The sequence below is a fragment of the Pseudalkalibacillus sp. SCS-8 genome (assembly GCF_040126055.1).
Taxonomy (GTDB): Bacteria; Bacillota; Bacilli; order Bacillales; family Fictibacillaceae; genus Pseudalkalibacillus; species Pseudalkalibacillus nanhaiensis.
The window spans coordinates 1,933,379-1,958,647 of record NZ_CP143541.1; the positions used below are offsets into that span (position 1 = coordinate 1,933,379).

The window sequence follows — 25,269 nt, forward strand, 5'->3', positions numbered from 1 at the left end:
AAATGCGTCAGCTTTTTTATTTGTTATTTATCCTCATCACTTTCGTTAATCAACTTATCATCGGCCGGAGCGAACTCTTCTCCTACTTCAACTGCGTAGCCATGTCCTTTCACGTCGGCTTTCGACGGGTGCAACGGGTTGGTCACTTCAATGAACATGTGGTAGACGAACTCAGAAGCCGCTATTCCGAATGAAGCGATTCCAGCACCCAACATACGGTTGTAAGGGGTATCGACGATCGGTTCAGCTAACAGCCACAGAACAATGAAGACGAATCCGAAGTCGATAGCAGTAGCAAAAAAGTTCCCTAGCTTCTTGAGGATATATAAATCTCCGATTACATATCCAATTGCTGTAATCACTGCTGAAACCCATAAGGCGTTGATGATGGAGACACCAAAGAATGGTGTTAACGTTGCAATTGAAATACAAAACACGATCAAAAACTTGGATGAAACGGCAACAACATGTCTAATATTCAATGTTGATAACTCCTTTATCTTATAAGTCTATCCCTATGATTGCCAATTTACGATGTAATATTACCTGGATCATGGTACAGGTCCTTCCCGCATACAAAAATAGAAAGGAATTCGATGATGAGGAGGGAGTTAATGAAGCTCACCCCTTTCAATACCAGGCTACCGATACCTAAAATTCAAAGACCTTTGTACGTTAAAAACGGAATCGCTCATTTTGAAATCAATATGAAGCAAGTATTCCAAAAGCTTCATAAAGACTTGCCTGATTCAGTGGTATGGGGTTATCAAGGACGATATCCAGGACCTACTTTTGAAGTGAACAAGGGAGAGCGTATCCGTGTTAAATGGCTGAACATGCTTCCAGACGAACATATCTTACCGTTGGATCATACAGTCCATGGAGCTGGTCAAGATGTTCCGAATGTAAGGACAGTCGTCCATCTGCATGGTGCACGTGTAAATCCAGAAAGTGATGGCTATCCTGACGCATGGTTCACAAACAATTTTAAGGAAGTCGGTCCATTCTTTGTTCAAGAGACCTATGATTACCCGAATGATATGGAAGCGACCTTGCTTTGGTACCATGATCATGCGATCGGGATTACCAGGCTGAATATATACGCAGGATTAGCAGGCTTGTATATCATCAGAGATGATAATGAAAAACGCCTGAAGCTACCGGAAGGGGAATATGAAATACCGTTATTGATCCAAGACCGGTCGTTCAATTCAGATGGAACGTTATACTACCCTGCAAAGCCCGATGACGAACAGACCAACGTCTTTCCTTCAGTCGTACCCGAGTTTTTTGGGGAAACCAATTTGGTAAATGGGGTTGTCTGGCCCTATTTTGAGGTAGAACCACGGATGTACCGATTCAGGATTGTGAATGGCTCGAATGCCCGGTTTTACAGAATTTCGTTAAGTAATCGGCACAAATTTCATCAAATTGGTACGGATGGTGGGCTGATCGATCACCCAATCGAGCTTAATGAATTTTTGCTCGCCCCAGCAGAACGGATTGACCTGATCATTGATTTTGCAAAATTGAATGGACAGACGATTATCATGAAAAATCAAGCGCCTGCACCTTTCCCGGATGGAAACATGCCCGATCCTACAACAACGGGTCAGATCATGGCATTCAAAGTGATTAAGCCTTTGAAGGGAGAGGAGGACACTGTACTGCCAGATCAACTGAACACAATTAACTATTTGAAGGAGAGCCAAGCGTCCATCATTCGACCTTTAACCTTAGTACACACGAAAGACGCATACGGGCGTCCCCTAATGCTATTGGATGGTAAGCGATGGGATGATCCGATCTCAGAAAACCCACAGCTTGGAGCCATCGAGATCTGGAGCTTGATCAATTTAACTGATGACACACACCCGATCCATTTGCATCTGATCCAGTTTCAAATATTGGATCGGCAGCCTTTTGATGCAGACCATTACAAGGAGACAGGTAGCCTTAAATTTACAGGTGAGAGAAGGGAACCTGCACCATATGAGAGAGGATGGAAGGATACAGTAAGCGCGAATCCTGGGGAAGTGACCCGTATTATTGGAAAGTTTCAGCCGTACACAGGACGGTACGTATGGCACTGTCATATGCTCGAGCATGAAGATCAGGAAATGATGAGACCGTATGAGGTGATCCCGAAGAAAAACATCATCGAAAAACTGTTCTCCAAAAATAAACATTGATTATTTGAGGTTTAATAATTATAATAATTTTATAAATCGTAATCGTTACGATTTAAACGAGTGATTGCTGGAACAAAGTCAGCAATCCTTTTTCTTTTTTTCTAAATCGTAATCATTTCGAAAAACATCCTAGGAGGCACGACAGTTATGAAAAAAATCCCTGTTACTGTTTTAAGTGGATATTTAGGGGCCGGGAAGACAACCTTACTGAACCATATATTGAAAAATGAAGAAAATAAAAAAATTGCGGTTATCGTTAATGACATGAGTGAAGTGAACATTGATGCATCGATGGTAAAAAAGGGCGCATTCAGCAGAACGGAAGAAAAGCTTGTAGAGTTACAAAATGGATGCATCTGCTGCACCTTAAGGGAAGATTTGATTAAAGAGGTTGAAAAATTGGTTACGCTCGATATCGATTATATTGTCATTGAATCCACCGGAATTTCTGAACCCATACCTGTTGCGCAAAGCTTTACATATGAAGATGAAGAATTGGGGATTAATCTATCAAGGTATTGTGAACTTGATACGATGGTGACCGTTGTTGATGCCAATCGCTTTTGGGAAGATTTTGCGAGTGGAGAAAGTCTGCTCGATCGGCATCAAAATCTTGATGAGAACGATACGAGAGAAGTAATTGATCTATTAATTGATCAAATCGAGTTTGCCAATGTCATTTTGTTAAATAAGGTCGATTTAGTCTCACCTGATGATAAACTGGAATTGCTTGCCGTACTTCACAAATTGAATCCCGATGCACGAATTATTGAGACCTCTTACAGCAACGTGTCATTAGAAAATGTGTTGAATACCGGATTATTCGATTTTGAGAAGGCTAGTCAAGGCGCTGGTTGGATTAAGGAACTTAACGAAGAACATACGCCGGAAACAGAAGAATACGGAATTTCATCCTTCGTCTACAAAAGAAGAAAGCCATTTCATCCAGAACGGCTCACAGAGTGGCTTGAAAACTGGCCCGTGGAGGTAGTTCGAGCAAAGGGGTTCTTCTGGTTATCTTCCAGAAATGATACAGTCGGTCTTTTATCTCAAGCAGGAACCTCCATTTCCATTCAAGGTGCGGGAGATTGGATCGCGAGCTATCCTGTGGAAGAACAGAAGAAAATCTTGATGGAAGAGGAAGAAGTAAGACGAAATTGGGATGAGGCAGTGGGAGATCGGACGCAAGAACTCGTATTCATTGGAATCAACATGGATAAAGATCGAATAGAGAATTCTTTAGATGCCTGTCTACTGACAGAAGAGGAAATGAAACTAGAGTGGAGCTTGTTTCCAGACCCTTTACCACCATTTACAATGGCTGTCGTGACTGAATAAATGTTCAAATAAAGAGACCTGCACTACACGTATGCAGGTCTCTTATTTCTATCAGAATTTAGTTGGGTGTATGAGAATCAGACTTGATAAAATGACCCGAACCTAGCCAAGCGGACAATGCAAACATGAGATAAATAGCTTGAGTGGCGTAGTTTCCTTGAAGGACAAGCTGTAAACCAACTCCGATTCCAAGCGAAGGGATGACAAGAAGGAAAGTACGCATAATCCGTTCAAAGCCTTTATGTTTGGGTAACGGCCAGATCCGAGAAAAAATAACACCTAGTGCGACACCTAATGCAGCTACAATAATGATTTGAAAGATGACAGTCGGTGTCGGGAACGGCCAGTCTGAGAGATAATGTCCAACAAGATAGAAAAGTTCCAGAAACAAAGCGATCCCTAGTGCTTTTCGTATGACTTTCAAATCCAAATAAGGCTGGAACATATAGAGCGCTAAGGTGAGCAGGCCGAAAAAGACCGTCATATTTTCATCCCTCCTTATATGTATAAAAAGGGGGACAGAACCCCCTTTTAACAATCATCCAGTCTTATCCATCACTTTCGGCACACGGATATCTTCCACCATTTGCTGGATTTCTTCTGGTGGAGCTGCCGTTCTACGGGAAACGATGAATGAGATGATGAAATTCAAGAGGGCACCAACTACACCGATCCCTTGTGCATTGATTCCGAAAAAGCTTTCCAATACAGGAGCTTCCGTACCGAAGATTTGTGGAGAACGCATCAGTAAGATCATAATGACGGTAAATGCTAAACCGACTGATATTCCCCAAATCGCACCTTCACGATTCATTCTTCGATCGAAGATACCGAGCAAAATCGCTGGGAATAAGCTTGCGGCTGCAAGGCCGAAAGCGAAGGCAACAACTTCTCCAACAAAACCTGGCGGATTGATGCCAAAATAACCAGCAACAATGACCGCCAGGAAAATCATCAGCCTGCCGACCTTCAAGCGTTGCTGTTCACTGGCATTCGGTCGATAGATCCGGAAATAGATATCATGGGAGACCGCACTGGACATGGCCAGCAACAATCCAGAAGCGGTGGACAAGGCTGCTGCTAATCCTCCTGCCGCAACTAACGCGATGACGATCGGAGCAAGTCCTGCAACTTCTGGAGTTGAAAGGACAATGATATCGCGATCAATCGTCACTTCATTCGCTGCTTCATCTGAAGAAAAGGCGAGAACGCCATCTCCATTTTTATCATCCAATGTCAGCAGTCCCGTCTCTTCCCACTTCGTGACCCAGGCCGTTTCACGAACTTCATTGATCGGCTGGTCATTAAAACTGTTGATCAGGTTATACTTCGCAAATACTCCGATTGCAGGAGCAGTCGTATATAGCAAGGCGATGAACAACAGAGCCCAGCCTGCAGACCATCGAGCTGCACGGACATTCTTCACCGTATAGAAACGGATGATGACATGTGGTAATCCAGCGGTTCCGATCATCAGCGCTAAGGTGACTGCAAACACGTTCAATGCAGACATGTTTTGGAACGGAGCCAAATATTCCTTCAATCCAAGCTCCACCTGCAACACACTTAGTTCTTTCGCAATGTCACTGAATGTCAACGCTAATTGAGGAACTGGATTTCCAGTTAATTTGAAGGATATTGCCACGGCAGGAATCAAAAACGCTACGATTAAGATGGAATACTGCACGACCTGAGTCCATGTAATTCCTTTCATCCCACCAAGGACAGCGAAGAAGGCGACAATCGCCATTCCAATCAATACCCCGACGATAATATCCACTTGTAAATAACGGCTGAAGACGATTCCTACACCACGCATCTGTCCAGCTACGTATGTAAGAGAGATGAAAATCGTGGCAACAGCAGCAACAGCACGAGCACCGTTTGAGTAATAACGATCACCGATAAAATCAGGGACCGTATAACGACCAAACTTTCGAAGATAAGGAGCCAACAAAAGAGCAAGGAGGACGTAACCACCCGTCCAACCCATTAAATAAATGGTTCCGTCATAACCTAGAAATGATATCAATCCAGCCATTGAAATGAACGATGCAGCAGACATCCAGTCCGCAGCAATTGCAGCACCGTTAGCGACTGCAGGGATATCGTTACCGGCAACGAAAAAGTTACTCGTATCTTTCACCTTTGAACGCCAACCAATATATAAATAGATCGCAAAGGTTAGGACGACGAGGGATAATGTAAGGGCTTCTACACTCATGTCGATACCCCCTTATCCTTTGTTTTCTTCTTCGTCAAGATAACTTCCTGTACGTCATACTCTTCATCAAGCTTATCCATCCGTTTGGCATAATAAAAAATCAAAATGAGAAAAATGATGATCGATCCTTGTTGAGCAAACCAAAAGGCTAATGGGACACCAAAGAATTGCACTTCACTAAGAGGTTTGGCAAGAATGATGGCAGCGACCAGAGAGACAAGAGCCCAGATCACTAATAAAACCTTGATCAGTCTCGTATTTTTCTTCCAATATTCATGCTGCTTTTTTGTCATATCCTGCTGAATATCTTTCATTTCTAAACACCTCCTGAATAGGATTCCTTGATACGAGCATTCAAGCTACTTCCTGATGTCTGCTTCGGATCCTCACCACCTCTCAATAAAGAATACCTTTCATCCAAGATTATACAATAAATGTTTGAATATTTTAAATTTTAAAATAGATAAATGAATGCTTTCTTATGAATTCCTCTGTAAAAATCCGCATTATCCCATTCTGTTCCTAATATAGTTAAAGTGTATAGACATTTGATGAATCCGTGATTTGCACGATTTTCGTAGAAAAAGGAGAGGTGTCCAATGCTACATATCGTCGCTTGCATCAAGCAAGTGCCTGATACGAAAATCATCAAGATGAATCCTAAGACAAATACAATGGATCGGGCCAGTGCGCCAGCGATTTTGAACCCATATGATGCACATGCCGTGGAGGAAGCAGTAAGAATAAAGAAGCGATATGGAGGTACGGTGTCCGTATTGACCATGGGACCCCCACCAGCTGTAAAAGCCATCAAGAAATGTATTGAAATCGGCGCTGATGAAGGGTATATGATTTCAGACAGGAAGTTTGCAGGTGCTGATACGTTGGCAACGAGTTATGCATTGACAAAAGCAATTGATAAAATTTCAAAAATCAAACCGGTCGATCTCGTTCTTTGCGGTAAAATGACCATCGACGGTGATACTGGACAAGTTGGTCCCGGCATAGCCCGACGATTGGATATCCCACCATTGACGTCAGTCAAAAAAGTGGAGGAAGTCAATCAAGTTGGTGGGTATGTTATTATCCACCGAAAAATCGAGGATGGACATGAGGTCATCCAGTCGAGTTTACCGTGCTTGATGTCAGTAGAAAAGGAAATCAACGAAGTCCCATATTCACCATTTCCGAATATGCTCAAAGCTGCACGTTACGAACCAACCATTTGGTCCGTTGAAGATTTAGAAGATGTTGATGTTAAACAATTAGGACTGAAGGGTTCACCGACCATCGTCGCTAAGGTATGGGCACCTCCGAAACCTGAAGGCGGAATAATGCTTGAGGGGAATGCAAACGAACAAGTAAAAGAGCTTCTTTCGATCGTTTTAGAAAAGAGAGAACTGTTCCAATCAAAGGGGGGAGCTTCATGAATTTCGAGGAGTACAGTGGGGTGTGGGTTTTCATAGAAGAACAGGGAGAAGGCATCGCTCCCGTTTCACTGGAGTTACTCGGTGCCGGTAGACGACTAGCGGATAAGCGGGGAGTTCAACTGGGTGGTGTCATCATCGGAAACAATGTGGAGCATCTTCCTCAAATTGCGTTTGCATATGGAGCTGATGTCATCTACCTCTATGACCAGGAAATTTTCAAGCATTATCGCACGGAATCCTATATGAAGGCTCTTCTCCACTGTAGTGAGAAACATAAACCTGAGATCATCTTATTTGGGGCTACTTCCACTGGAAAAGACCTGGCTAGTGCTGTTGCGACGGATTTACCAACAGGATTGACCGCTGATACGACTGAACTGGATGTAGAAGAGGATACAGGCTTACTTTTAGCGAGCAGACCAGCTTTTGGCGGGAACATCATGGCAACGATTTTGTGTAAAAAGTACCGTCCACAAATGGCTACTGTTCGGCCGAAAGTGATGAAAGCACTTGATCCAGAAGATGGACGAACAGGGAAGCTCGTCAAAGAAAACATAGATGTAAATGAAGAAGATATTCGGACCAAGGTCCTCGAAATCGTCCGGACCACGACCAAAAAAGTAAGAATCGATGAAGCAGATATCATTGTTGCTGGCGGTAAAGGCCTCGGAAGTGCACAAGGTTTTCAGCTTATCCATCAACTGGCGGCTACAATCGGTGGAGCAGTTGGAGCTAGCCGGGATGTCGTGGAAGCGGGATGGATCGATCATCATCACCAAGTCGGGCAGACCGGTGTTACTGTCACTCCGAAAATTTACATTGCTGTAGGAATTTCAGGCGCGATCCAACACCTCGTCGGAATGAAGAACTCCGGTATGATTATTGCAATCAATAAAGATCCGGATGCAGCGATATTCGAAGCTTGCCATTACGGAATTGTAGGGGATGCATTTGAAATTCTTCCACTCCTAATTGAAGAATTCAGTAAAGCGTTAGCTAGAGAGGAGGTCGACCATGTCCGAAAGGTTTGATTGCATTATCGTAGGTGCTGGACCAGCCGGCATCTCCTGTGCATATGAACTGGCTAAGGGTGGCGCAAACGTCTTGTTGTTGGAGCGGGGCGAATACCCTGGCTCAAAGAATGTTATGGGAGGGGTCCTGTACAGAAAAATGATGGAGGACGTCATCCCCGAGTTTTATAAAGAAGCTCCACTTGAGCGACCCATTGTCGAGCAGCGATTCATGATGATGGATAAGGAGTCAGCGGTCACATTCGGCTACAAAGGAATGGAGTGGGGGCAAGAGCCCTATAACAATTTCACGGTTTTGCGGGCGAAATTTGACCAATGGTTCGCTTCAAAAGCCGTTGAACAAGGGGCACTCTTAGTCAATGAAACGGTCGTTACGGAATGTATCGTGGAGAATGGAAAAGTTGTCGGTGTAAGAACAGACAGACCGGATGGTGATGTCTATGCTGACGTTGTCGTTCTTGCTGATGGTGTCAATTCGCTCCTCGCTAAATCGCTCGGTTTCCATAAAGAGTACCGTCCTGATGAAGTAGCACTTGCTACAATGGAGATTTTAAAGCTCGATAAAAAAATCATCGAGGATCGTTTCAACCTTGAGCCGAACCAAGGCTGTACAATCGAACTTTTCGGGGATGCGACGAAAGGGATACTTGGCACAGGCTTCCTATACACGAACAAGGACTCATTGAGCATCGGAGTTGGAACGTTGCTCTCTGGTTTAATTAAACACAAGATCCGGCCATATGAATTATTGGATTATGTGAAAAACCATCCGATGATCCGACCTTACCTCCAAGGCACCGAGCAACAGGAATACCTGGCTCATTTGATTCCTGAAGGTGGTTATAAATCGATGGGGAAAGTCGTCGGGAATGGCGTCATCGTTGTCGGAGATGCAGCACAGCTCGTCAATGCCATCCACCGTGAAGGCTCGAATCTGGCGATGACCTCTGGAAGGATTGCCGCGGAAACCGTTATGAACGCGATGGAGAAAGGTGATTACTCAGAAGGTACATTAGATCAATACCGTATGAAGTTGATGGCTAGCTTTGTCGGTCAAGATATGAAGAAGTATAAAGATTCAACCCATCATTTTGATAAGTTCCCTCAGTATTTCGATCAATATATTCCGATGATGAACAAAGCAGCCAGTCAAATGTTCACCGTTGATGGCAAGTCAAAATGGGAAAAACAGAAAAAGATTTGGAAGGACATCGGCTCACCAAGGGAAAAAATCAAAATCGCTCGTGATTTCTACCGAGCATGGAAGGTGATGAAGTGATGAGTGAAGAAAAAAAGCCTCAGTCCATTGAAGAGAAACAATACCTTGTCCGGTTCAATGCAGATACGAAATCTCATCTCCACGTCAAAAACCCTGAAATCTGCTTGACCGATTGCCCGGACAAAATCTGTACGATCTTCTGTCCGGCTGAAATTTACAAATGGGAAGACATACGAATGCATGTCGGATACGAAGGCTGTCATGAATGTGGAAGCTGCCGAATCGGGTGCCCACATGAAAACATTGATTGGGTATACCCAAAGGGTGGCCATGGGATCATTTTCAGATTAGGTTGATCGAGTAGGTGAGTTGACCTTCTTGGTCAACTCTTTTTTTATTTGTTTAAAATTAATCCTATAAAATGAAAAAACACCCTCTCAACTGGAGGCGTGTTCCAACTCGTATGTATGTCAGGTGTTTGTATATTGTTTCACAAACTATGTTAAAAAGAGAGAAAGATAGTCCTTCATCTCTATCTTTTATTTGATCAATGTGAACATTTGACCTTCTTTGGCCTTCTTTTCTAATTGGCTTGTGTAATCAATTGCCTCATAAATTGAGGTGAAATTTCCAGAGACATAGTAGGGCATTTTATAATTGAAGCCGCCACACTGCTTAGAAGGGAAGACGAATACATTCCATTGATAAGCCCCGGTGACCTTATCCATTTCACTGCCTTCTAAAGCGATGAGCCAATGCGTGCAACTCTCACAATGATTTTGTTCCTTGACTGTGGCTTGATCGCTTTCACCTATTAAGACTAGTGCTCGCTGATAAAACTCTCCATAATTAGGTGCACTCTTCATCGGCAACACTCCTTTCCGAAAATAAACCTGAAAACGTAAAAAAGGTCTTATAGCAGTATATGTACGACCTCGGAAAATGATTATTCAATTTTCTGATAATAACTAAAAAAGAGAGACTGACTAAAAACGTCAATCTCTTTATACGCGATATTAGTAGTAACCGAATCCGCAACATCCGCGTCTGCGGCGGCGAGCACCACCTACGCCAGCTGCTCCTACGATAATCAGCAAAATGAACAGTACGACCACCAAAGCAAATGCTTTCCCAGTGAACCCTGCAACTGAATCACTCAAGTGAAAAACCTCCTTTCATTCTACTATATGAATCGTCAGAGAGATTTGGACAGGCTATTGAGTATGAGATAGAAAAATAGGCAAATCTTTTTCCAAGATGACTTGAACGATTTATACTTGACTGAAAGGAGGATGAAAACATGTTGCTGGAAAAATTACCTGAGATCCGTATGCAGGATTTAAACGGAAATCCGTACAGTACGAAACAACTCGAAGGGAAAAAAGCATTGATTTTCATGTGGGCATCCTGGTGAAGGTGCCGCCAACAACTGCCAGGATGGCAGAAATTTTACGAATCAATTAAACATGAAAACTTTGAAATCTTATCGGTCGCGGTAGATGTGCAAGGTCCTGAAGTGGTGAAGCCGTATGTGACAGGTACAACGTTTAAGACAGTCGTTGATACGGAAAATCGATTAAGCAATCATTTTCAGTTCAAGATTGTCCCAAATGGGATTTTTGTTGACGAAGATGGCACAATAAGACTCGTCAAACAAGGATTTAAAGTCGACGAAGAGACACATGTCGAGGCTGTAAGAGAATTGATTGATGAGCAGGTGGATAAGGTAGAGCTGACAGATGATTATTACACTCCTCCAACTGATTTAGAGAAAATACAACAACAATTAGCCGAAACAAAATACAAATTAGCCATGCAGTATTTGCAGCATGGACAAAAAGAAGATGCGCTGACAGAGTTGGATGAAGCGATTAAACTCGATCCTGATAACTTCCTGATCCGGAAACAGAGATGGTATATCCGGTACCCAGAAAAGTTCGAAGGTACGATTGATACTGACTGGCAGCAGGCATTATTGAGAAGAGAACGTGAACAAGAGGCTCAAGAAAACGGCTCATCCGAATGTGGACCAGAAGGCTGTGAAATACCAGGAACAGACCGGTGAGATAACACTTGGACGGTTCCTCAATGGAATAAATTAAAAATGATATGTAGGGAGGACTCTGACAGAGTTCCTCTTTTTTTTGCTCTTCATCAATATTTTCTTATGTTAAATAAAAGGGACTAAAAGCGGGCAAAAAACGTTTTGATTTTCATATAGTTATACATGATTCGTGCATGACGGGCTTCTTCGGTATCGTATTGCATTTCCTCACGGAGCCGTTCCATGAATTCAAGATCACACTCCAAGCAAGGTCCATAGCATTCATAACATTCATCATGTGCTTTGCATGCTGCATCCACATCATTGATTGGAAAACCAGGACCACTGCAGCCAGGTCCACACCAACGATAGCCTGGAAACACGCAAAAGCCCTTTCTAGGTTTCCTTCTATCGCACATCTCAAGAAACCTCCTCTGTTGAAATGACATACCCATCTATAAGGACAGCCTTTACTAGTACGATATGCTTTGTCCTTACTCCAGGTTTGTCCAAACACCCACGGAAGAGGAGGTTTGTATCAATATGGGAAGAAATTTGGACAAGGTCTATAAACCCTTGTCCAAACAATTTGTTGGTACAAGCATAGCTTATTAATAAGAAGCATTCCTTCTTAATCCATTGAGAAAGGAGTTTTTTCATGTCATACGCACGTGGAGGATCAGGATTCGCACTGATCGTAGTTCTGTTTGTCCTACTAATTATCGTAGGTGTCAGTTTCGTAAACTGGTAAGCTAGATGATTGAGTGAAAATGGGGTTTGGCTGGAAGTTCTCAGTCATTCCCTTAACTTTTGTGTTTTTCGGAATGGCTCAATGATATGGTGAAGGAGGAGAATCAAATGTCAGCTGAATATTACCATGGTTTATTTTGTGAAAACATTGGAAATTGTGTAGAAATCACATGTCATGACGGCAATGTCTACCACGGTTACATCGATCATTGCGATCATCGAAATGTATACCTTCGTCCATTAAACGATGATGGTGGAAATGACACAGGTCTATTTTTCTTTTTTGGTGCCGGACTTATCGCAGTCGGTTTAGTTGCGATTGCTGCTGCAAGTTTTTCACCGTTCTTTTGGTAGGAGATAATGGCCTATCCTCTATGATGGCGATCTGTACATAGGGTTTAGGCTTTTCCTTATTTAGATGGAGCTTCATATTCTTCTTTTAACATCGCGTACAGATTGATATTCGAATACCTTTCCTTTTGGAATATGGCTTTACGTAGGGTTCCTTCTAATTTGAAATCATTTCGTTGTAGTATTCGATTTGCTGGAGCGTTCTCTTCGATTACGCGGGCATACAGACGATTCAACGAGAGTGTGTGGAAACCGAAGTCCATGATCGTAGTCAGCATCTCTTGGCCGTATCCTTGTTTCCAATACACTTTTGCAAGCAAAGCACCGATTTCGCTTTGATGAGAAAGACGATCCAAGTGTCGGAAGCCGGTCAAACCAATGAAATGGTTGGTCGCCCTTTCAAAGACAGCCCAATTAAATGGATGATTTGCAATCAGCCGTTCTATAAAATACGTTGCTTCAGTCATGCTTGAAACCGTGTAACCCAAGTCGTATTGGACGACGTCATGATCTGCCAGCAACTCCGTTACAGCAGGAAAATCCTCCGATTCAATCGCTCGATACATAAGTCGTTTAGACGTAAGTTTGGGAAGATCAACAATCCGCTTCTTTCCATCCATTATGAAGCCCCCTGACCCAGTCAAATAAGAAGGAGCTGCCCTGATTTCATTTGGACAACTCCATTGCCGATCCAATTATTTTCCGTATCCCCCATGCCCATATCCATCGTATCCGTATCCATCATAGTAGCAATAGCCACAGGCTGCTACCCCGATGATAATTAGCAGAATGAAGAGAACAACGATTAACGCAAAGCTTCCCCCATGTTTATATCCGTCACTCATTCCTATTACCTCCCAAAATTCAAATACAATAGCAATATATGTACCTAAGGGCGTTTGTGAACTGAAAAAAGGTATGATTGGGGTAAAATAGGCATTCGTGTAGAATATGGAACTATAAAAGTCGACCGGAATCTTCGGTCGACTTTTTCTGATTCTTAATCCTCTTCAAATAGTTTCTCTCCACGATGGAGTCGCATTGCGATTGTTGCCATATGTGGCGTTTCACGATGAGTGGGGGCATGAGCAGCCAAATATCTTGTCATAGCGATAATCATTGTTTCTTGTGCACGCTCTGCTAAAGCAGAGGATTCATCCTCCCAGAGGTCATGCTCCATTAATGCGGCTTCATACATCTGGAAGGAATGGAACTCTGCATCCTCACGGAGTAAAGCATGCCCGAGTGTATTGAATAATGCTTGTTTATCTCCTCCGCTTGTTAAATAGGTAACGACCCATTTCGCTGCTTGATTAACCTGTTGCTGTTTATTCAGCATTTCAAGTAATTCCGATGGATGAGCACTGGATTCCAAGTGTTCCGGCTTAGGTTTTTTTGCTTTAGGCATATTCAAGAAGCGATCCAAATAAATGCTCATTGCACTATGGAAAACAGCTCTTGTCAATTCTACGCTCGTTGAACGTCGCAATGATTCGTGTACAGCATGTGCATGCGTGAAGGTATGGAGAACAGTGATCCAATCATTGAAGTCGTTCTGCGTATGGAATCTGGCAATACGTTCAGCAGCAGCCAATGTAACAAGTTGTGCAAGACGGGCAGGGGAGACGCCTTCTCCAAGTGCTTCCATCATTGAATTTACTGTTTTCACAGGATCATCTGATAGAATTTGTTCAAAGAGTGCCTCTTCATTAATGCTGCCATCCCCATTCATGGCGATTTGTTCTGGCAATCGTTCAAAAGCTTGATGCAAGGGTTTGACCAAATTGACTGGAGATTGCCAGCTATGCGACTCTTCACTCCTCGAAACGTCTGATATTCCAGGCAGAAGAGAAGAAAGGACGTAAGGTCGAACATCGTTTCCTGTGTGGCTCAACATTTCAAAAGCTTTATTGTGGAAGTCTAACGTGTGACCGACATTAATATAAAAATGGTCTGTGACAGCGGCCAACATCATATCTGCAATCTGTTCATTCGACCAATTGGACTCTATGGCGGTCAAAAGAACCCTTTCTGCACCCTGGCTGTCCCGCACCTCCACACAATGGCGGTACCATTTTGTAAGTGTTTCAGGTGATTGTCCTTCCTGATCGGATTGAGGAAGAGAACCGAGTAAGAACCGCGTACCCATACCCGCACTTTCACGGGCAACATGTACCAGGCCATGATATAAAGCAAGGATTTGCCCGGTCTTATCCAGTTTCGGCAGAATGTTCGTCATGGCAGTAAGAATTGTCAGACCTGAACGCCAGCCGCTTTGTCGGTGCTTCGTCCCGAATTCGACTCCAACTTTTGAAATTTCTTTTGGAGAAACACCTGCTTCTACCAAACCGACAACGGCTTTTGCGATAACGAGGCTTAAGCTTTGCTCCAATCCTTCACGTAAACGCCTTAGCAACTTTTGGATGGTGGTTTTCTGGTTTGGGATCGGGGAGACATAGACCTTATCTTCTTCAATTTGAATCGGGTATGTTGGCACATCATCAGCCCAAGGATCCAGTGTCCCACCACTTTTTACATCAAAACGGGCATGATGCCAGTGACAAGTCAAGATGCCATCACATAAACTCCCCATATGTAACGGAAACCCCATATGTGGACAGCGGTTATCTACCGCATGGACTTCACCCTCATGGTAAAAGACTGCAATCGCATGATTATCTCCTTTTATGATTTTTGCACCTTCTTCTTTAATACTTGAAAGTGAACCTGCGAGAATTCTTTCCATCAGCGTACTCCCTCCTTAAATTTCAACCAAATCTGTTTTCTACCTACTACTTTAATTTAAGGAAAGGTTTAATGAATCCTTCATAAGTTGAAATTTTTCTCATTCAAAAGTCTTAGAAAGAGGGAAGGATACACTTTCTCACATATCCGGTAAATGTATAATGAAGAATCCGTAAGGGAAGCTATAGAAAAACGTACATCGGGAGCGTACTCTAATGGGCTTCAAACGAAGACATAAAAATCGTAGACAAAATCAGGATCATGGAATTGGGTATGATGACCATTTTCAAAATCGTACAATCTCGACCTGCATATCCGACAATATCGAAACCGCTACGTCCATCCTAGGTGATAGTTCAGATGTCCAAATTAAAACCTTCAAACTTAGAGCTGATCAACATCTAACCGCAAGTCTGATTTTTATTAAAGGATTAGTCGAACAGTCCTCAATTGATACGTTCACTGCCTCTTTGACCGTCGGGAGTCTTGCTGAAAAATCACTAATGATTGAAACATTACCAATCAGTGAGTTGGACAGAATTGATGATTGGCACAAAATCATTGAAGCCATACTTTGCGGGAATGTTGTCCTTTTTATTGATGATGAAGATCACGCGTATCTATTGGAAGCCAACAATGATAATTTCAGATCTGTCCAAGAGTCCACAACTGAACCAGTTGTGAGAGGACCGAAGGAAGCATTCACCGAAACAATTCAAATGAATACGGCAATGGTACGAAGAAAAATCAAAGATCCAAATTTACGGATTCAAACAAAGCACATCGGACGCTCCACGCGAACAGAGGTTGCAATTGTACATATTCACGGTATCGCCAATGAAAAGATCATTCAAGAAGTCGAAGAACGATTGGACAAAATTGATATTGATGGAATTTTGGAGAGCGGGAATATTGAAGAATTGATTGAGGATGAAACCTATTCTCCTTTTCCGACTACCTTTAATTCAGAGAAACCGGATGTAATCGCTGCAAGTCTGTTGGAAGGAAAAGTCGCTATTTTCGTTGATGGAACACCGTTTGTACTGATCGTTCCAGCTCTTTTCGTACAATTCTTCCAATCCGCTGAGGATTATTATCAACGTTGGGATATCGCCACCTTGCTACGTTTACTGCGGTTCTTCAGCTTTTTCATATCCTTATTGGGCCCAGCTTTTTACATTGCATTAACGACGTTTCACCACGAAATGCTTCCAACGAATCTCTTGATCAGTCTGGCAGCGCAGCGAGAAGGCATTCCATTTCCTGCAATATTCGAGGCGATTCTTATGGAGGTGACTCTTGAAATTCTACGAGAAGCTGGAATCCGACTACCTGTTGCTATCGGACAAACCATATCGATCGTAGGGGCACTCGTCATTGGCCAGGCGGCTGTTGAAGCAGGTTTCGTGTCACCAGCAATGGTCATCGTCGTAGCCATTACAGCGATATCGAATTTTATCATTCCATCCTATAACCTTGCGATTTCCATTCGGATCTTACGATTTTTTTTCATGCTTTTTGCCGCTACATTCGGACTCTATGGCATTGCATTGGGGCTATTTGCTCTTTCCCTTCACTTGTGCAGTTTACGCTCATTCGGTATTCCTTATATGTCCCCGTTGGCGCCATATAATTCCCAGGATCAAAAGGATACGTTATTGAGATTGCCGTATCAATTCCTTTTCACACGTCCAAAATTGATCAGCCAAAATAACAATGTTCGTCAGAAATCCAAATCCTCCAAATAAGGTGATTGTCATGAAGGCGAAAATGTTGATTCCCTGTATATGTCTCATATTTTTGTTAAGTGGTTGCTGGAACAGTAGAGAGCTGAATGAAATAGGGATTGCAGTTGGAATGGGGATCGACAAAACAGAAGGCGACCAAGTTCTCGTAACTGTCCAACTCGTGAACCCCGCGGAAATATCCACAAAGCAAAGCGGGGGTGCCAGAGCTCCTATCGTAACGTATCAAGAAAGAGGCGATACTGTTTTTGAAGCACTCCGTCGAATGACAAAGACCGTGCCTCGAAAAATCTTTTTCCCTCACTTGCGGATGCTTGTCATAGGAGATGGGGTTGCAAAAGAAGGGATTTCAACTTATTTGGACTTATTAGAACGTGATCAAGAATTCCGACCTGATTTTTATGTTGTGATTGCAAGGGATCTTGAAGCGCAGGAAATTTTAAAGTTATTGGTCCCTGTAGAGAAAATCACAGCACAAAATCTTTTCTCGAAGCTCGAAACGTCCGCCCAGGTTTGGGCACCTACCGTTGCCTTGAAATTCGGAAAATTACTGGATGAATTGACAAGTGAAGGGAAGCAGCCGGTCATCAGCGGGGTCAGGATAAAAGGGGATGAAGAGCAAGGTGAATTGATGGAACACCTCCAATCGGCTGACCCAGCTACCCGGCTCCAATATACGGATTTGGCTGTGTTTAAAGAGGACCAGCTTCAAGGATGGTTAAATGAATCTGAAAGTAAAGGCTATAACTATATTATGGGGAATGTTAAGAGCACCATCGTGAACGTCCCGTGTGAGGATACAAAAGGAGATGTGTCGGTTGAATTACTCAGAACCCATACTGAAATGAGAAGTGTGGTGAAAAAAGGAGAGCCTTCCATAAACCTGAAGTTACAAGTTTCAGGTAATGTCGGAGAAGTAGAATGCCCAATTAATTTACAGAAGGCTGAAACGATTCACAAATTAGAAAAGCAAGTTGAAAAAGATGTAATAAAGCAAATGAAGAATGCCACTAAAAAAGCAAAAGATGACTTCCAGCTCGATATTTTCGGGTTTGGTGACGCCTTCCACCGTCAGAATCCTACATACTGGCGTAAAGAGAAATCGAATTGGGACCAGATCTTTGTTGAGTTGCCTATCACATTCCAAGTCGAAGCCCGTATTTACCAAACGGGGAGAAGAAGTAACTCTTTCATAAATAACATAAAGGAGTAGGTTCGATGTGGAGTGCAATCGGAACAATTCTATTAATCGCCATGATTGTCTTAATCGATGGTGTTCCTCTTAGGAAGCGAAAACAATCACGTGACTTAAGGGTTTATGCCATTTTATTGGCAGTTGGGACTGGTTTGTTGATTTACCAAACTACTGGAAATGAACTTCCGACACCGTTGTATGCTATCAAATGGGTATTGGATCCTGTGAGTCGATCGTTTTATCAATTCTTCGAGTAAGGAGGTAGTGGAATGATCGAAAAAGGAAGAATAAGTGTCAGGCAATTCACGATATTGGTGTTACTTTATACAATCGGTACAACCATATTGATCATTCCTTCCATTCTTGCATCTAATGCGAAACAGGACGCATGGATTGCAGGACTTATTGGCCTTGCTATTGCAGTTGCTGCCACACTTTTTTACTTTCATCTCGCCTCTAAATTCCCTGAAAAGAATCTAGCAGAGATTTTTGAAATCCTGTTTGGAAAATGGGTAGGTAAGCTGTTTTCTTTTATCTATTTCTTCGTCTTTGTCTTTCTATTAGCGATATTTGTACTAAGGGATATTGGGGATTTCATGGTTACCGTAATGATGGTTGAAACACCGATCCAAGCCATCCATTTGTCTTTTCTGATCATCGTCATCATTGCCGTACGGTTAGGGCTTGAAACGTTTACACGGGCAGCAGAGCTGTTTCTCCCTTGGGTCGTCATGCTCTATATCATACTCTTTCTTACCATCACACCCCAAATTGATATGCGGTATGCACAACCCGTTCTCGAAAACGGAATAAAACCCGTTTTAAACGCTGCATTTTCTTTTGTAACGTTCCCTTATTTTGAAATGATCATTTTTTTGATGGTCATACCCTATGTAAATACGCCTAGCCGTACAAAAGGGGGATTAGTGATCGGTGGAGTGATTGGTGGGTGTTTCCTTATCATCCTATCCATGCTTTCCATCCTCGTCGTAGGAGTAGAAGAAACGAGTGAAAGCATCTATTCTTCCTATGATCTTGCGAAACAAATCAACCTGGGAGGCTTCTTTCAGCGAGTTGAAGCGATGATGGCGTTCATTTGGTTTACGACTGTTTTTGTTAAATTGACACTTTTGATTTATGTCCTCTGTTTAGGACTAGCGCACACATTCGGTCTTTCTAATTATAAAACCTTAACGCTGCCATTAGGTCTTCTCACATTCGTCTTAGCCAATGACATCTTTCCAAACATGGCTTTTCTGGTTGAATTCACTCGAACGATGCAGTTATATGTCCTCTTTTGGGGATTAATTATCCCATTACTGTTGTGGATCATTGCAAAATTCAAAAGAATTGATCGGACATAATCGGTGACTTAAGACCTTCGGTTAAATATCAATTTTTTCGTAAATACCACAAAACTGAGCTTTTCTAGTGATTTACAATGAAATTTAGTAATATTCCCTGCATCAGTTCCTTGAAAAGGAAGGAAAAGCTTCTCTACATCCTTCCAATCCTGAAACCATTCCTCATCTGCCGGATGATCATGCTCAACATTATTCCACGCATTCAAAAGCCTAGGGCTATACAGTCGGTTAGCACCTTCCTTCAGGGCACATCCTTCGATCTGCGGGTTATAGAGCCTTCCAGGAAGCGATTCGCGCACGTCATTGAAAAGATGAGGCCAATAATCTTTTCGAGATCCTGTATGAATCTGTTTATTTGTCCAATTGGTTATCCGATCTAAACGTTCATCATCTTGGAACAAGAGGGCATATAGTTTCTTACCGATGGTGACCCGTTCCTCCAAAGAAGTGAAATCGCGAACAACCGTACCAATCAGCTCCACTTGCTCTGATGATTGGCGATATGGGAATACGAGACAGTTTAGATTCAAATAATCTTGTAAGGAGAATGGCAGGGTATCTGTCACCTTTTTTTTATAGACTGGATTTTTGATTATGCGGGATTCGATATAGTTTTGTTCGTTAATTATTAATGAAATTGTTAACTGATCTCGATTACCATCCTCCCAGAAGCTTGACCATATGGCATACATGAAGATGGATACACCAAGATGAGGAAGGAGATGAAACAATGACTGATTTGCTTGTTTGGATGCCTCATAAAGCAACAGCTGTGGAAAAGCATCCTGGAAAATCAACCAATTCCCCCGTTCCAGCCATAAAAAATAGTCAACTTGTTCCTGCTCGCTCAATAACTTGGGCAGGAATTCCCCCTTCAAATCGGTCATGTTCCATCCTGCGTTTCGTGAAACAAGATGAGCAAGTAAAGCCCAGTGAATTTCAGGGTGTTTCATAAAAAAATGTAGATAAGCCATCGTTCGAGTGACATTGTTTACATTCATTGCTCTCGTCATATTCCTTATATCGGTGATTAACCTACGTCCTGACTGTGAAGGAGGGATGTTTTTAGAAGAAAGAGCTTTTTGAAGATGAACGTCAAGATAGCTTAAGTCCCATGCCCCGCCAAATGATCGCGATCTATCATTTAGAAATCCGACCAAAACACCCACTCCTTTCTTATGTATGCCGTTTTCCTTTATAGAATAGGAATGTAAGGGGAGGAGATACATGTGGTAGGTGCAATCGAACAAGAAATTAATCGTATCGTAAACATTCTATTGAGAGATCAGAAAGAGGATGGTTCATGGGATTATGCTTTTGATACAGGCATCATTACAGATACGTATACCATCATCCTATTACGAACATTGGGGATCAATGATGAGTATCTGATCTTATCTTTAATGGAACGAATACTGAAAAAACAAGAAAAGGATGGCAGCTGGAAGCTTTTCCGTGATCAAGCTGAAGGAGATTTATCAACAACAATCCAGGCCTACAACGCCTTATTATTTTCAGAGTATATCGGAAAGGATGACCCCCCTCTAAAAAAAGCGAAACAATTCATCATCAAAAACGGGGGCATTGGAGAATCAGGTACATTTACAAAAATACTTCTAGCGGTCACAGGTCAATTCGACTGGAATGATCTCGTTCCAGTACCGATTGAGATCTTGCTCCTTCCGAAGACATCTCCTTTGCAATTCTATGATATCTCGGTATTTGGAAGGGCCAATATCGCACCAATACTCATCCTTCGCGAAAAGAAATACCAACTGAAAACCAAGCATACCCCTGATCTCTCAGATTTATATATCAACCAAAATAGGTCGGTTTCAGAAGAAGTACGAGGGTTACTGGCATCTGTAAAAGATGAATTAAAGAAAATTGCAGAAAGCCCTGCTAGGCTGAAGGAAAAAGCCTTAAAAGCCGCGGAATCCTATATGTTAAAACGAATTGAACCGGATGGAACACTCCTCAGTTACTTCAGCTCTACCTTATTTATGATCTATGCTCTTATGGCATTGGGATATAACAAAAATCATCCTCTTATTCGGAATGCTATCAATGGAATCTGGAGCATGGCTCAGGAAGTGGATGGCACGATGCATATGCAATATACGACGGCGAATGTATGGAACACTTCCTTAATCAGTCATGCTTTACAACAGGCAGGAGTTGATGCTCAGCATCCGAGCATTATTCGTGCAAATCAATATTTGCTATCTAAACAACATCACCTATTTGGAGATTGGGTATTGAACAATCCCGATACAATGCCGGGCGGGTGGGGGTTCTCGAACATCAATACGATCAACCCCGATGTGGATGATTCGACTGCCAGTTTAAGGGCACTCCGAACACAAATCAGTCATCAACCCGTTTACCAACCGGTATGGACGAGAGGGACGAAATGGGTTCTTTCCATGCAGAATAAAGATGGTGGATGGCCAGCCTTTGAAAAAGGCGTGGATAAACATTGGTTAGCGTTAGCACCGATTCAAGGGGCTGAATACTTACTTCTCGATCCATCCACAGCAGATTTGACAGGGAGGACACTTGAATTCTTAGGAAACTATACACATCTGAATAAGAACCACCCTTCAATGAAGCAGGGTGTGAAATGGCTCATTGAACATCAGCTTGAAGATGGTTCATGGTATGGCCGGTGGGGAATTTGTTATATTTATGGAACTTGGGCTGCCTTAACAGGAATGGCAGCCTGCAGCGTAAGTGCTGACAACCGTTCAATTCGTAAAGCAATCAATTGGCTGAAATCCATTCAGAATGAAGATGGCGGATGGGGAGAGTCCTGTAATAGTGATATTGAAAGAAAATATGTTCCTCTTGGTGAAAGCACACTTACACACACTGCTTGGGCAGTAGATGCGTTAATCGCAGTATCTGAGCTACCTACACCCGAAATCGAAAAAGGCATCTCCTATTTGACGCTCAATGGAGGGAAGATGGATTGGACAGAACAATACCCGAAAGGCCAAGGAATGGCTGCAGGATTTTACATCCATTATCATAGTTATCGTTACATCTGGCCTTTACTGGCGTTAAGTCATTACAAGTCAAAATACGAGTGAAGCATCGAAGCTCATTCTGACAAAAGTCCTGGCATTTCGGCAGAGTTCGAATTAAAGGGTTGCGTTTTTAGAGGGTTGCTGGTGTATAATGAAAAAGTAGTAGAAAAATTTCATACATTAAGAATTTGGTGGAGGTGCCTCTATTGAAGGTAACCTTCTTAAAAGGGAAGTTGGTGCAATTCCAACGCGGTCCCGCCACTGTAATTGGGAGCTTACTGCAACCTGCCACTGTACATACTTTGTATGGGAAGGCGCAGAAAGTGATGACCATGAGCCAGGAGACCTGCCATATTCTGAAAACACTTACAAACCTACGCGGATGGGGAGGTGTGTCTCGAATTTTCGAATATTATGTCCAAGAGGCAATTCGAACATTTCAACGACATCTTCATGTTCAGGTGAAGATGTTTTTTTAATTTCTTTATTTTTGTTGATTTCTGAAATGGAACCGTAAGGCGGCGACTCCAGCGTTGCCCACGGAAAGCGCCCGCCTGTAGTTAAAATATCAACAAAAAGCGATCAATCTATCAAACCAAACAGGAGGCTTCACCATGAAAAGAATGTCTAGCTTACTAACTGCAATTTTGCTCGTAATCGGCCTATTAGCGGGGTGCGGTGCTGAACCGACAACAAGTGATTCTGATAAATCTGAATCTAGCAACACGGGACAAGCAGAACAGGATAACTTTCCGGTTACGATAAAGGATGCACTTGACCATGAAGTGACAATAAATGAAAAGCCTGAAAGAATTGTTTCTTTAATTCCTAGTAATACTGAAATTGCCTATGATTTAGGACTAAGCGAAGAAATCGTCGGGGTTTCGGACTTCGATAATTATCCAGAAGAAGTCAATGAAAAAGAGAAGGTCGGGGGACAGGAGATCAACGTGGAAAAGATCCTTTCATTGAATCCAGACCTCATTCTAGCACATGAATCTGGAGCACAGGTTGCCTCAGAAGCGTTGAAGCAGTTAAGAGATTCAGGCATAAACGTCATTATCGTCAATGAAACTGCTAATTTTGAGGAAGTTTATGCAACGATCAAAATGATAGGAAAAGCGACTGGCCAAAATGAGGAAGCTGCAAAGACGATCGAATCAATGAAGGAACAACTCGAAGGCATTCAAGAAAAGGTTGCTCAGGTTGAAGAGCAGAAATCCGTCTTCATTGAAGTATCACCTGAGCCCGAGATCTATACACCAGGCAAGAATACCTTTATGAACGAAATGCTTGCCCTCATTAATGCAAAAAATGTTTCAGCTGACATTGACGGATGGGCGAAGATTGATCAAGAATCCGTCATTCAGAAGAACCCGGATGTCATCATAACGACTTATGGTTATTACTCTGAAAACCCGAAGAAGCAGGTTCTGGAACGGGAAGGATGGAGTAACGTTAAAGCCGTGAAAAACGAAAATGTATATGATGTCCATTCCGACCTTGTTACGCGTTCAGGACCAAGATTGGTAGAAGGGGTAGAGGAACTTGCGAAAGCCGTTTATCCAGAAGTCTTTGGTGAATAATCGGCTATTCGCTTACTGTTCATCCATTTGTTTCGTGCTTGTCAGTCTGTTACTTGGCATTTCAATCGGAACTGTTCATGTTCCTATAACCAGTGTACTTAAAATTATAGGGCATGAACTATTTCCGTTCATACAAATGGAACAGGTAGACCCTATGTTCAGAAACATTGTCATGAATGTCCGTCTCCCAAGAGTTATTCTGGCAAGCCTTGTAGGAGCAGCTCTAGCGATCGCTGGTGCTGCTTTTCAAGGGTTACTCCGGAATCCACTCGCTGATCCTTATACGTTAGGGGTCTCATCAGGCGCATCAGTTGGAGCGGTGGTGACATTGTTCTTCCAACTATCGATTCCATGGGTCGAATCCTTTACCTTGCCGTTGCTCAGCATTGTTAGTTCTTTTCTGACGATCCTACTAGTGTTGAGCTTTGCGCAAAGGATTGAAAAGTCGATGAAGGTCGAAACGATCATCCTAACAGGGATCATCTTCAGCTCCTTTCTAGGTGCATTCATTTCGTTGATGATTGCACTGACGGGTGATGAGTTGAGGCAAATTATCGGCTGGTTGCTCGGAAGTGTTTCGATGCGTGGTTGGGCGTATATTCAGATCATTTTACCTTTTTTGATCATCGGTTCATGTATTCTCCTTTTCAATGCAAAAGAGCTCAACGCGATGTCCTTTGGGGAAGATCGCGCACATCACCTAGGAGTGGATGTACAGCGGCGGAAATTGCTCATTTTGACAGCAGGTTCCATCCTTACTGGTGCCGCAGTAGCTGTGTCCGGAACAATCGGTTTTGTCGGACTCGTAATCCCTCATTTGACGAGACTGCTTTGGGGACCTGATCATAAACATTTACTACCGCTTTCGATTATGACAGGTAGTGGATTTTTGATTCTTGCCGACCTGCTTGCACGAACCATCATTTCACCTACGGAGCTTCCTATCGGTGTCATCACGGCTCTTATCGGTGCTCCAGTATTCGGATTCATCCTCATGAGGAGACGAACAGAAGGAAGTGGATAACG

Annotated in this window: 26 protein-coding genes, 1 pseudogene and 1 riboswitch; of the genes and pseudogenes, 16 read left to right on the forward strand and 11 right to left on the reverse strand. The window is 42.7% G+C overall.

What is annotated here, in order from left to right:
- Nucleotides 1-23: 23 nt before the first annotated feature.
- On the reverse strand, nt 24-482 hold the full coding sequence (locus V1497_RS10100) for a DUF2512 family protein (protein WP_349407438.1): 459 nt from the start codon (nt 480-482) through the stop codon (nt 24-26).
- A gap of 132 nt (nt 483-614) precedes the next feature.
- Here V1497_RS10100 and V1497_RS10105 point away from each other — a divergent pair, with 132 nt between their 5' ends.
- Entirely contained in the window at nt 615-2,192 is a 1,578-nt protein-coding gene (locus V1497_RS10105) for a multicopper oxidase (protein WP_349407439.1), read from the forward strand.
- Nucleotides 2,193-2,339: 147 nt separating this feature from the next.
- A complete protein-coding gene (locus tag V1497_RS10110) occupies nt 2,340-3,530 on the forward strand; it encodes a GTP-binding protein (RefSeq protein ID WP_349407440.1) in 1,191 nt (396 codons plus the stop codon).
- Between the two features lie 58 nt (nt 3,531-3,588).
- On the opposite strand, the gene V1497_RS10115 is transcribed toward V1497_RS10110, so the two are convergent.
- Genes V1497_RS10115 through V1497_RS10125 form a run of 3 tightly spaced genes read right to left on the reverse strand, consistent with a single transcriptional unit; the run spans nt 3,589 to nt 6,068 of the window.
- A complete protein-coding gene (locus V1497_RS10115; RefSeq protein ID WP_349407441.1) occupies nt 3,589-4,014 on the reverse strand; it encodes a hypothetical protein in 426 nt (141 codons plus the stop codon).
- 54 nt (nt 4,015-4,068) lie between these two features.
- Nucleotides 4,069-5,754, reverse strand: coding sequence for a sodium:solute symporter family protein (locus V1497_RS10120; protein WP_349407442.1), 1,686 nt, complete (start codon nt 5,752-5,754; stop codon nt 4,069-4,071).
- Nucleotides 5,751-6,068, reverse strand: a complete 318-nt coding sequence (locus V1497_RS10125) for a DUF4212 domain-containing protein (protein WP_349407443.1) — start codon at nt 6,066-6,068, stop codon at nt 5,751-5,753. The genes V1497_RS10120 and V1497_RS10125 overlap by 4 nt, the downstream gene beginning before the upstream one ends.
- 285 nt (nt 6,069-6,353) lie before the next feature.
- Here V1497_RS10125 and V1497_RS10130 point away from each other — a divergent pair, with 285 nt between their 5' ends.
- The 4 genes from V1497_RS10130 to V1497_RS10145 are packed head-to-tail and all read left to right on the forward strand — an operon-like array spanning nt 6,354 to nt 9,790.
- On the forward strand, nt 6,354-7,184 hold the full coding sequence (locus V1497_RS10130) for an electron transfer flavoprotein subunit beta/FixA family protein (protein WP_349407444.1): 831 nt from the start codon (nt 6,354-6,356) through the stop codon (nt 7,182-7,184).
- On the forward strand, nt 7,181-8,215 hold the full coding sequence (locus V1497_RS10135) for an electron transfer flavoprotein subunit alpha/FixB family protein (protein ID WP_349407445.1): 1,035 nt from the start codon (nt 7,181-7,183) through the stop codon (nt 8,213-8,215). The genes V1497_RS10130 and V1497_RS10135 overlap by 4 nt, the downstream gene beginning before the upstream one ends.
- The gene (locus V1497_RS10140) at nt 8,199-9,494 is read left to right on the forward strand and encodes an FAD-dependent oxidoreductase (RefSeq protein ID WP_349407446.1); all 1,296 of its coding nucleotides are present in this window, start codon (nt 8,199-8,201) and stop codon (nt 9,492-9,494) included. The genes V1497_RS10135 and V1497_RS10140 overlap by 17 nt, the downstream gene beginning before the upstream one ends.
- A complete protein-coding gene (locus tag V1497_RS10145) occupies nt 9,494-9,790 on the forward strand; it encodes a ferredoxin family protein (RefSeq protein ID WP_349407447.1) in 297 nt (98 codons plus the stop codon). Before V1497_RS10140 ends, V1497_RS10145 begins: the two co-directional genes overlap by 1 nt.
- A gap of 183 nt (nt 9,791-9,973) precedes the next feature.
- Here V1497_RS10145 and V1497_RS10150 read toward each other — a convergent pair whose 3' ends face one another.
- Both V1497_RS10150 and V1497_RS10155 read right to left on the reverse strand, forming a co-directional pair.
- On the reverse strand, nt 9,974-10,300 hold the full coding sequence (locus V1497_RS10150; RefSeq protein WP_349407448.1) for a hypothetical protein: 327 nt from the start codon (nt 10,298-10,300) through the stop codon (nt 9,974-9,976).
- A 150-nt stretch (nt 10,301-10,450) separates the two neighbouring features.
- Nucleotides 10,451-10,567: pseudogene (locus V1497_RS10155) on the reverse strand (YjcZ family sporulation protein); the annotation flags it as partial.
- A 398-nt stretch (nt 10,568-10,965) separates the two neighbouring features.
- On the opposite strand from V1497_RS10155, the gene V1497_RS10160 reads away from it, so the two are divergent.
- Entirely contained in the window at nt 10,966-11,499 is a 534-nt protein-coding gene (locus tag V1497_RS10160) for a thioredoxin family protein (protein ID WP_349407450.1), read from the forward strand.
- Between the two features lie 119 nt (nt 11,500-11,618).
- Here V1497_RS10160 and V1497_RS10165 read toward each other — a convergent pair whose 3' ends face one another.
- On the reverse strand, nt 11,619-11,897 hold the full coding sequence (locus V1497_RS10165; protein ID WP_349407451.1) for a phospholipase: 279 nt from the start codon (nt 11,895-11,897) through the stop codon (nt 11,619-11,621).
- Nucleotides 11,898-12,136: 239 nt separating this feature from the next.
- Here V1497_RS10165 and V1497_RS10170 point away from each other — a divergent pair, with 239 nt between their 5' ends.
- Nucleotides 12,137-12,229 (forward strand): YjcZ family sporulation protein, encoded by a 93-nt coding sequence (locus V1497_RS10170; RefSeq protein ID WP_349407452.1) that lies wholly within the window; start codon nt 12,137-12,139, stop codon nt 12,227-12,229.
- Between the two features lie 107 nt (nt 12,230-12,336).
- Nucleotides 12,337-12,582: a hypothetical protein gene (locus tag V1497_RS10175; RefSeq protein WP_349407453.1), complete on the forward strand. Its 246-nt coding sequence runs from the start codon at nt 12,337-12,339 to the stop codon at nt 12,580-12,582.
- 56 nt (nt 12,583-12,638) lie between these two features.
- Here V1497_RS10175 and V1497_RS10180 read toward each other — a convergent pair whose 3' ends face one another.
- The 3 genes from V1497_RS10180 to V1497_RS10190 all read right to left on the reverse strand — a co-directional run bounded on the left by V1497_RS10180 (nt 12,639) and on the right by V1497_RS10190 (nt 15,325).
- Complete coding sequence (locus V1497_RS10180) at nt 12,639-13,199, reverse strand: GNAT family N-acetyltransferase (protein WP_349407454.1); 561 nt, start codon at nt 13,197-13,199, stop codon at nt 12,639-12,641.
- A 75-nt stretch (nt 13,200-13,274) separates the two neighbouring features.
- On the reverse strand, nt 13,275-13,424 hold the full coding sequence (locus tag V1497_RS10185; RefSeq protein WP_349407455.1) for a YjcZ family sporulation protein: 150 nt from the start codon (nt 13,422-13,424) through the stop codon (nt 13,275-13,277).
- A 155-nt stretch (nt 13,425-13,579) separates the two neighbouring features.
- On the reverse strand, nt 13,580-15,325 hold the full coding sequence (locus V1497_RS10190) for a Rieske 2Fe-2S domain-containing protein (RefSeq protein WP_414703560.1): 1,746 nt from the start codon (nt 15,323-15,325) through the stop codon (nt 13,580-13,582).
- A gap of 214 nt (nt 15,326-15,539) precedes the next feature.
- Between V1497_RS10190 and V1497_RS10195 the strand changes: the two genes are divergently transcribed.
- The 4 genes from V1497_RS10195 to V1497_RS10210 are packed head-to-tail and all read left to right on the forward strand — an operon-like array spanning nt 15,540 to nt 19,628.
- Nucleotides 15,540-17,072, forward strand: a complete 1,533-nt coding sequence (locus V1497_RS10195) for a spore germination protein (protein WP_349407456.1) — start codon at nt 15,540-15,542, stop codon at nt 17,070-17,072.
- A gap of 10 nt (nt 17,073-17,082) precedes the next feature.
- Entirely contained in the window at nt 17,083-18,282 is a 1,200-nt protein-coding gene (locus V1497_RS10200) for a Ger(x)C family spore germination protein (protein WP_349407457.1), read from the forward strand.
- A gap of 5 nt (nt 18,283-18,287) precedes the next feature.
- Nucleotides 18,288-18,521, forward strand: coding sequence for a hypothetical protein (locus V1497_RS10205; RefSeq protein ID WP_349407458.1), 234 nt, complete (start codon nt 18,288-18,290; stop codon nt 18,519-18,521).
- Between the two features lie 12 nt (nt 18,522-18,533).
- Complete coding sequence (locus tag V1497_RS10210) at nt 18,534-19,628, forward strand: endospore germination permease (RefSeq protein WP_349407459.1); 1,095 nt, start codon at nt 18,534-18,536, stop codon at nt 19,626-19,628.
- A gap of 8 nt (nt 19,629-19,636) precedes the next feature.
- Here V1497_RS10210 and V1497_RS10215 read toward each other — a convergent pair whose 3' ends face one another.
- On the reverse strand, nt 19,637-20,857 hold the full coding sequence (locus V1497_RS10215; protein ID WP_349410790.1) for a DUF2515 family protein: 1,221 nt from the start codon (nt 20,855-20,857) through the stop codon (nt 19,637-19,639).
- Between V1497_RS10215 and shc the strand changes: the two genes are divergently transcribed.
- The 3 genes from shc (at nt 20,858) to V1497_RS10230 (ending at nt 25,267) form a co-directional block, all read left to right on the forward strand.
- Complete coding sequence (shc, locus tag V1497_RS10220; RefSeq protein ID WP_349407460.1) at nt 20,858-22,720, forward strand: squalene--hopene cyclase; 1,863 nt, start codon at nt 20,858-20,860, stop codon at nt 22,718-22,720.
- A gap of 109 nt (nt 22,721-22,829) precedes the next feature.
- A riboswitch (cobalamin riboswitch) is annotated at nt 22,830-23,026 on the forward strand.
- Nucleotides 23,027-23,271: 245 nt separating this feature from the next.
- Complete coding sequence (locus tag V1497_RS10225; protein ID WP_349407461.1) at nt 23,272-24,243, forward strand: ABC transporter substrate-binding protein; 972 nt, start codon at nt 23,272-23,274, stop codon at nt 24,241-24,243.
- Nucleotides 24,206-25,267: an iron ABC transporter permease gene (locus V1497_RS10230; protein WP_349407462.1), complete on the forward strand. Its 1,062-nt coding sequence runs from the start codon at nt 24,206-24,208 to the stop codon at nt 25,265-25,267. The genes V1497_RS10225 and V1497_RS10230 overlap by 38 nt, the downstream gene beginning before the upstream one ends.
- The last annotated feature ends 2 nt before the right edge of the window (nt 25,268-25,269 follow it).

Coding starts and splice junctions, on each gene's coding strand:
- V1497_RS10150 (WP_349407448.1), bottom strand. CDS start 10,300: ATGAAGAGTGCACCTAATTATGGAGAGTTTTATCAGCGAGCACTAGTC.
- V1497_RS10190 (WP_414703560.1), bottom strand. CDS start 15,325: ATGGAAAGAATTCTCGCAGGTTCACTTTCAAGTATTAAAGAAGAAGGT.
- V1497_RS10115 (WP_349407441.1), bottom strand. CDS start 4,014: ATGACGGTCTTTTTCGGCCTGCTCACCTTAGCGCTCTATATGTTCCAG.
- V1497_RS10215 (WP_349410790.1), bottom strand. CDS start 20,857: ATGTATCTCCTCCCCTTACATTCCTATTCTATAAAGGAAAACGGCATA.
- V1497_RS10130 (WP_349407444.1), top strand. CDS start 6,354: ATGCTACATATCGTCGCTTGCATCAAGCAAGTGCCTGATACGAAAATC.
- V1497_RS10110 (WP_349407440.1), top strand. CDS start 2,340: ATGAAAAAAATCCCTGTTACTGTTTTAAGTGGATATTTAGGGGCCGGG.
- V1497_RS10140 (WP_349407446.1), top strand. CDS start 8,199: ATGTCCGAAAGGTTTGATTGCATTATCGTAGGTGCTGGACCAGCCGGC.
- V1497_RS10175 (WP_349407453.1), top strand. CDS start 12,337: ATGTCAGCTGAATATTACCATGGTTTATTTTGTGAAAACATTGGAAAT.
- V1497_RS10180 (WP_349407454.1), bottom strand. CDS start 13,199: ATGGATGGAAAGAAGCGGATTGTTGATCTTCCCAAACTTACGTCTAAA.
- V1497_RS10125 (WP_349407443.1), bottom strand. CDS start 6,068: ATGAAAGATATTCAGCAGGATATGACAAAAAAGCAGCATGAATATTGG.
- V1497_RS10145 (WP_349407447.1), top strand. CDS start 9,494: ATGAGTGAAGAAAAAAAGCCTCAGTCCATTGAAGAGAAACAATACCTT.
- V1497_RS10185 (WP_349407455.1), bottom strand. CDS start 13,424: ATGAGTGACGGATATAAACATGGGGGAAGCTTTGCGTTAATCGTTGTT.
- V1497_RS10120 (WP_349407442.1), bottom strand. CDS start 5,754: ATGAGTGTAGAAGCCCTTACATTATCCCTCGTCGTCCTAACCTTTGCG.
- V1497_RS10165 (WP_349407451.1), bottom strand. CDS start 11,897: ATGTGCGATAGAAGGAAACCTAGAAAGGGCTTTTGCGTGTTTCCAGGC.
- V1497_RS10200 (WP_349407457.1), top strand. CDS start 17,083: ATGAAGGCGAAAATGTTGATTCCCTGTATATGTCTCATATTTTTGTTA.
- V1497_RS10205 (WP_349407458.1), top strand. CDS start 18,288: ATGTGGAGTGCAATCGGAACAATTCTATTAATCGCCATGATTGTCTTA.
- V1497_RS10225 (WP_349407461.1), top strand. CDS start 23,272: ATGAAAAGAATGTCTAGCTTACTAACTGCAATTTTGCTCGTAATCGGC.
- V1497_RS10170 (WP_349407452.1), top strand. CDS start 12,137: ATGTCATACGCACGTGGAGGATCAGGATTCGCACTGATCGTAGTTCTG.
- V1497_RS10105 (WP_349407439.1), top strand. CDS start 615: ATGAAGCTCACCCCTTTCAATACCAGGCTACCGATACCTAAAATTCAA.
- V1497_RS10210 (WP_349407459.1), top strand. CDS start 18,534: ATGATCGAAAAAGGAAGAATAAGTGTCAGGCAATTCACGATATTGGTG.
- V1497_RS10135 (WP_349407445.1), top strand. CDS start 7,181: ATGAATTTCGAGGAGTACAGTGGGGTGTGGGTTTTCATAGAAGAACAG.
- V1497_RS10195 (WP_349407456.1), top strand. CDS start 15,540: ATGGGCTTCAAACGAAGACATAAAAATCGTAGACAAAATCAGGATCAT.